Here is a 6441-nt window from a genome sequence, read left to right on the forward strand (position 1 = left end):
GCCATGCGCTTCGCCCAGTTCTTCATCTCGCGGCCGGTCTTCGCTTCGGTGATCTCCATCGCCATCGTGCTGATCGGCGCCATCGCCGGCCTGCGGCTGCCGATCAGCGAATACCCCGAGATCGCGCCGCCCACCGTCACCATCGCCGCCACCTATCCCGGCGCCTCCGCCGCGGTGATCGCCGAAACCGTCGCCGCGCCGATCGAGCAGGAGATCAACGGCGTGGAGGGCATGCTCTACGTCTCCTCCCAGGCGACGGGCGACGGGCGGCTCTCGGTCAACGTCGTGTTCCGCCAGGGCACCGACGTGGACCAGGCGCAGGTGCTCGTGCAGAACCGCATGGCGGTGGCCGAGCCGCGCCTGCCGGAGGAGGTGCGGCGCCTCGGCATCACCGTGCGCAAGGCCTCGCCGGACATCATGATGGTGATCCACCTCACCTCGCCGGACGGCTCGCGCGACGAGCAGTACATCTCCAACTACGCCATGCTGAACGTGAAGGACCGGCTCGCGCGGCTGGACGGCGTGGGCGACGTGCAGGTCTTCGGCGCGCGCGACTACGCCATGCGCATCTGGCTCGACCCCGACAAGGTGGCGGCGCGCGGCCTGACGCCGGGCGAGGTGGTGGAGGCGCTGCGCCGCGCCAACGTGCAGGTCGCGGCCGGCGGGCTGAACCAGCCGCCCACCGGCGCCGGCAGCGGCGCCTTCCAGATCAACATCCAGGCGCTCGGCCGGCTGCGCAGCGTGGAGGAGTTCTCCGACATCGTCGTGGCCACCGGCGCCGGCGGCGCGCCGCTGCGCCTGCGCGACATCGCCCGCGTCGAGCTGGGCGCGCAGGACTACTCGCTGAGCGCCTACCTCGACGCCGACAAGGCGGTGGCCATCCCCGTCTTCCAGCGCCCCGGCTCCAACGCGCTGGACACCGCGAACCGCCTGCGCGCCACGCTGGAGGAGCTGAAGCGCGACTTCCCGCCCGGCCTCGCCTACCACACCGTCTACGACACCACGCGCTTCATCGAGCAGTCGATGGAGGCGGTGGTGCACACCTTCGCCGAGGCCATCCTCCTCGTCGTGCTGGTGGTGATCCTGTTCCTGCAGTCCTGGCGCGCCTCGATCATCCCGCTGGCGGCGATCCCGGTCTCCATCATCGGCACGCTGGCGCTGATGGGCGCGCTCGGCATCTCGCTGAACAGCCTCTCGATGTTCGGCCTGATCCTGGCCATCGGCATCGTCGTGGACGACGCCATCGTGGTGGTGGAGAACGTCGAGCGGCACATGGCCAATGGGCTCGACCCCGTCGCCGCCACGCGCCGCACCATGGACGAGGTGGGCTTCGCGCTGCTGGCCATCGCGCTGGTGCTCTGCGCGGTGTTCGTGCCGACCGCCTTCATCGAGGGGCTTTCCGGCGCCTTCTACCGGCAGTTCGCGGTGACCATCGCGGTGGCCACGCTGCTCTCCGCCCTGGTCTCGCTGACCCTCTCGCCGGCGCTGGCGGCGCTGCTGCTGCGGCCGCACGGCCATGCGCCGGCGCGCGGCTGGCGGGCCTGGATCGGCGCGCCCTTCGGCCTGTTCTTCCGCGGCTTCAACCGCCTGTTCGACCGGCTCTCGGTCGGCTATGGCACGCTGACGCGGCGGCTGGTGCGGCTCTCGGCGCTGCTGCTCGTCCTCTATGCCGGGCTGCTGGCGGCCACCGGCTACGCGGTGCGCACCACGCCCACCGGGCTGATCCCGCCGCTCGACCGCGGCTACCTCATCGCCGCCTTCCAGCTGCCGCCCGGCGCGGCGCTGGCGCGCACCGACGCGGTGGTCCGCCAGGCGGCGCATGACGTGCTGGAGGTGCCGGGCGTCGCCCATGCGGTGGCCTTCACCGGCTTCGACGGCGCCACCTTCACCAACGCGCCGAACGCGGGCGTCATCTTCGTCACGCTGAAGTCCTTCGAGGAGCGCGCGGCGGAGCACCTCACCTTCCCCGGCATCACCCAGGCGGTGCAGGCGCGGCTGATGCGGCAGCGCGACGCCATGGCGCTGGTGATCCCGCCGCCCTCGGTGCCCGGCATCGGCACCGGCGGCGGCTTCAAGCTCTACGTGCAGGACCGCGGCGACCGCGGCGCGCGGGCGCTGGAGGCGGTGACCAACCGCGTGGTCGGCGCCGCCAACGGGCGGCCCGAGATCGCAATGGCCTTCACCCTGTTCAACACCGCCACGCCGACGCTGCGCGCCGAGGTGGACCGCACCAAGGCCGAGATGCTGGGCGTGCCGCTCTCCCGCGTCTCGGAGGCGCTTTCGGTCTATCTCGGCTCGGCCTTCGTGAACGACTTCAACATTCTCGGCCGCACCTACCGCGTCACCGCCCAGGCCGAGGAGGCGCAGCGCCTGACGCCGCGCGACGTCGCCATGCTGCGCACCCGCAACGCCGATGGCGACATGGTGCCGCTCGGCTCCCTCGCCACGCTGGAGGAGGACACGGCGGCCTACCGCGTGCCGCGCTACAACCTCTACCCCGCCGCCGAGGTGCAGGGCGCGGCGGCGCCGGGGGTCTCCACCGGCCAGGCCATCGCGGCGATGGAGCGGCTGCTGGCCGCGGAGCTGCCGCCCGGCTTCGGCTACGAGTGGACCGAGATCGCGCTGCAGGAGACCACCCAGGGCAACACCGCGCCGATCGCCTTCGGGCTGGCCGTCATCTTCGTCATCCTGCTGCTGGCGGCGCTCTACGAGAGCTGGCTGCTGCCGCTGGCGGTGGTGCTGATCGCGCCGATGTCGGTGCTGGCGGCCATGGCGGGCGTGGTCTGGCGCGGCCTCGACAACAACGTGCTGGTGCAGGTCGGGCTGGTGGTGCTGATCGGCCTCGCGGCGAAGAACGCCATCCTGATCGTCGAGTTCGCCCGCGCGGCGGAGGCCGAGGGGATGAGCCGCTGGCAGGCGGCCGAGGCCGCCGCGCGCACCCGCCTGCGGCCGATCCTGATGACCTCGCTGGCCTTCATCCTCGGCGTGCTGCCGCTGGCGGTGGCCACCGGGGCGGGGGCGGAGATGCGGCAGAGCCTGGGCACCGCCGTCTTCGCCGGCATGCTCGGCGTCACCGGCTTCGGGCTGATCTTCACGCCGGTCTTCTACGTCGTCGCGCGCGCCATGGCCCGCCGCGAGGGCGACCGGCAGGCCGCCGCCCAGGGCGCGGCCGGCGGCGCGGCCGGGCACTGATCGCCGGGAGGAGCGGCGCCATGGCCGCTCCTCGCTGGCCCGCCTCCGCCATGGCTACGCGCGGCGCGCGCCCATCTGCGCGGCGAGCATCGTGGCGAAGGCGCCAACCGCGTGCGGGGTCGCCGTGCGCGCATGCGCCCAGAGGCCCAGCTCGCTGTGCACCGGCGTCCGGCCACGGTGCAGCGGCACATGCACGAGGCTGCCGGCGTCCAGTTCCGCCTCAAGGCCCACGCGGGTCATGAAGGCAATGCCAAGGCCGCGCAGCACCATCTGCTTCAGCAACTCGACCGAGCCGGCCTCGTAGTGCGGCCGCAGCCCGCCGCCGCGCGCGATCAGCGCCTCGATCTGGTCGCGATTGGCGAAGTTGGCCTGCGGCAGGATGAGCGGGGCGTCCATGCAGTCGGAAAGTGTCACCGCCTGCCGCCGCGCCAGCGGCGAGCCCGGCGGCACGATCGCGCCGAGGGGCAGCCGCACGGCGGCGATCTGCCGCAGCCCGGCCTGGCGCCGGATCTCGAAGGCCAGGCCCAGATGCACGTCGCCGTTCAGGATGGCGCCGGGGATCTCCGCCGTGCGCAGGATGCCCGTGCTGACGGTGATGCCGGGCCGCTCCCGGCGCAGCGCCGCCGCCGCCTCGGGCACGATCCGGTGGCAAAGCCCTTCCAGCGTCGCCAGCTCCACATGCCCGGTGCGCAGGCCCCGCAGCGCGTCCAGCTCCGCGCGGGTGCGCTCGGCGTCGCGCAGCACGGCGATGACGTGCCGCGCCATCACCTCGCCCGCAGCGGTGAGGCGCAGGCCGGCGGACAGGCGCTCGAAGAGCGGCGCGTCCAGTGCCTGCTCCATCTTCAGGATCTGCCGGTTGACGGCGGAGGAGGCGACGTTCAGCCGCCGCGCCGCCTCGCGAATGGAACCAGCGCGGCGCACGGCGTCGAAATAGAGGATGCCGGGCGCATGGATGCGCGGGGCGGGGGAGGAAGGGCGCGATGCCATTTCGGCATCAGGATGCACTAAAATTTGCGCTTTTGCGAGCTTGGGTTTGCGCTTTCACTTCCTCCCATGATGCCTCCGCCTTCCCGGCACCGCGCCGCCATCCTGCGGCCGGGCCCTGCCACCCGCTGCCGCGCCACCCGCCCCGCACCGCCGGCCCACGCCCTGCACGGCCTGCCGGAGGCGGAGCGCGGCGCGGCGGAGCCGGCGCGGTGAACGCCGCCTTTCCGCCTCCCTGCGGGCGCGCCCTCGCGGAGCGGCTGTTCGGCCGGCTGCGGGAGGCCACCGGCGATGGCGTCGGCATCACCCGCGAGAGCTACGGCGCCGGGGAGTCCCTCGCGCTCGACCTGGTGGAGGCGGAAGCGCGCGCGCATGGCCTGCAAGCGGCCCGCGACGCCGGCGCCAACCTCGTCGTCACGCTGCCCGGGCAGGACCCTGCCCTGCCGGTGGTCGCCTGCGGCTCGCATCTCGACTCCGTGCCCCAGGGCGGCAACTACGACGGTGCGGCGGGGGTCATCGCCGGCCTCATGGCGCTGGCGCGCCTCAGGGCCGAGGGTTTCCAGGGCCGGCGCGGCATCGCCCTGATGGCGCTGCGCGGCGAGGAGAGCGCCTGGTATGGCCGCGCCTATATGGGCTCCTCGGCGCTGTTCGGCCGCCTTTCGCCCGAGGACCTGGCGACGCCGCATGTTGTCACCGGGCGGCCGCTGAGCGAGGCGATGCGCGCCGCCGGCATGGACGTCGCACGCGTGGCGCGGGGCGAGCCGCTGCTCGATCCGCGCGGCGTGGCCGCCTGGCTGGAGATCCATATCGAGCAGGGACCGGTGCTGGTGGCGCGCGGCCTGCCGGTGGCCGTCGTCACCGGCATCCGCGGCAACATCCGCCATCGCGCCATCGAATGCGTCGGCGAGGCCGGCCATTCCGGCACCATTCCCCGCTGGCTGCGCCGCGACAGCGTCTTCGCGACCGCCGAGCTGATCACCCGGCTCGACCGCCACTGGCGCACCCTGCTGGAACGCGGGCGGGACCTCGTGGTGACCACCGGCATCATCGGCACCAACCCGGCCGAGCATGCCCTTGCCCGCATCCCCGGGCACCTGCGCTTCTCGCTGGAGGCGCGCAGCCAGAACCCGGAGACGCTGGAAGCCTTCTACGACCTGTTCCTCTCGGAATGCGCGGGCATCGCCGAGGAGCGCGGCGTGGAGTTCCGCCGCGACCGCCGGCTGGACACCGCGCCCGCGCGGATGGATGAAGGGCTGATCGCGCGGCTGCGGGCGGGCCTGCGCGCGATGGGCCAGCCCGATGAGCCCATCCCGAGCGGCGCGGGACATGACGCGGCGGTCTTCGCGCAGGCGGGAATCCCGAGCGCGATGATCTTCATCCGCAACCAGCACGGCTCGCACAACCCGCGCGAGGCCATGGAGATGGAGGATTTCCTGATCGGGGCGGACCTTCTCGCCCGCACCATCCGGGAGGCGGCGGCATGACGGAGAGAACGGGGGCTTCGATGGCGCGGCTGCTGCTGGAGGGGGGCGCCGTGCAGATCAGCGGCGAGCAGCCCTTTATCCTCGCCGCCGGCTGGGCCAGCCCGGCCTATGTGGATTGCCGGCTGCTGATCGGCGAGCCGCGCCTGCGCCGCGCCGCCGTGGCGCTCGCGGCGGCCGCGGTCCGCGAGGCTCTTCCGGCCATGCCCGAGATCGTCGCCGGGGCGGAAACCGCCGGCATCCCCTGGGCCGCCTGGCTGGCCGAGGCGCTGGACCGGCCGCTGCGCTACGTGCGCAAGCGCCCGCTGGGCATCGGCCGCAACGCGCAGGTGGAAGGCGGCGCGGTGGAGGGCCGCAGCGCGCTGCTGGTGGACGACCTGACCACCGATGGCAGCAGCAAGGCCACCTTTGTCCGCGGCCTGCGCGCCGCCGGGGCGGCGGTCACGCACGGGCTCTGCCTGTTCCACCACGGCACCTTTCCCGGCGGGGCGGAACGGCTGGCGGGGCTCGGGCTCTCCCTGGTCGCCCTGGCGAGCTGGCGCGACGTGCTGGCCGTGCGCGGCGCCTGCGCCCTGCCCGCCGCCGAGCGGGCGGTGCTGGAGCGGTTCCTGTCCGACCCCGTCGCATGGTCGGCCGCACATGGCGGGCGCGCCATGCTGGAGCGTCCCGCCCTGTGAGGCCCGCCTTCATTCCCAGCGGCGCCGCATGAGACGGCGCCGGCGGGAAGCGCGCCGGCTCCCGGCCGCGCCCGCCCCGCCGGCGCGCTCCCTGCCGGCGCGCTCCC

The 6441-nt window shown here is 73.7% G+C and carries 5 protein-coding genes; 4 read left to right on the top strand and 1 reads right to left on the bottom strand.

Going from position 1 to position 6441, the window contains the following annotated elements; translation table 11 throughout:
• The first annotated feature begins 3 nt into the window (after positions 1–3).
• Positions 4–3192 carry an efflux RND transporter permease subunit gene (locus tag E0493_RS18740; protein WP_160938784.1) on the top strand — a complete coding sequence of 1063 codons (3189 nt, stop codon included), beginning with the start codon at positions 4–6 and terminating at the stop codon, positions 3190–3192.
• Positions 3193–3246: 54 nt separating this feature from the next.
• Here E0493_RS18740 and E0493_RS18745 read toward each other — a convergent pair whose 3' ends face one another.
• Positions 3247–4179 (bottom strand): LysR family transcriptional regulator, encoded by a 933-nt coding sequence (locus tag E0493_RS18745; protein ID WP_160938785.1) that lies wholly within the window; start codon positions 4177–4179, stop codon positions 3247–3249.
• A 66-nt stretch (positions 4180–4245) separates the two neighbouring features.
• Between E0493_RS18745 and E0493_RS23520 the strand changes: the two genes are divergently transcribed.
• From E0493_RS23520 to E0493_RS18760, 3 genes are read left to right on the top strand one after another with little or no spacing between them, the layout of a single operon-like run.
• Positions 4246–4392 (top strand): hypothetical protein, encoded by a 147-nt coding sequence (locus E0493_RS23520; protein WP_160938786.1) that lies wholly within the window; start codon positions 4246–4248, stop codon positions 4390–4392.
• Positions 4389–5660, top strand: coding sequence for a Zn-dependent hydrolase (locus E0493_RS18755; RefSeq protein WP_160938787.1), 1272 nt, complete (start codon positions 4389–4391; stop codon positions 5658–5660). The genes E0493_RS23520 and E0493_RS18755 overlap by 4 nt, the downstream gene beginning before the upstream one ends.
• On the top strand, positions 5657–6334 hold the full coding sequence (locus E0493_RS18760; RefSeq protein ID WP_160938788.1) for an orotate phosphoribosyltransferase: 678 nt from the start codon (positions 5657–5659) through the stop codon (positions 6332–6334). The genes E0493_RS18755 and E0493_RS18760 overlap by 4 nt, the downstream gene beginning before the upstream one ends.
• The last annotated feature ends 107 nt before the right edge of the window (positions 6335–6441 follow it).

It is taken from the genome of Teichococcus coralli (genome assembly GCF_009829925.1).
GTDB lineage: Bacteria > Pseudomonadota > Alphaproteobacteria > Acetobacterales > Acetobacteraceae > Pseudoroseomonas > Pseudoroseomonas coralli.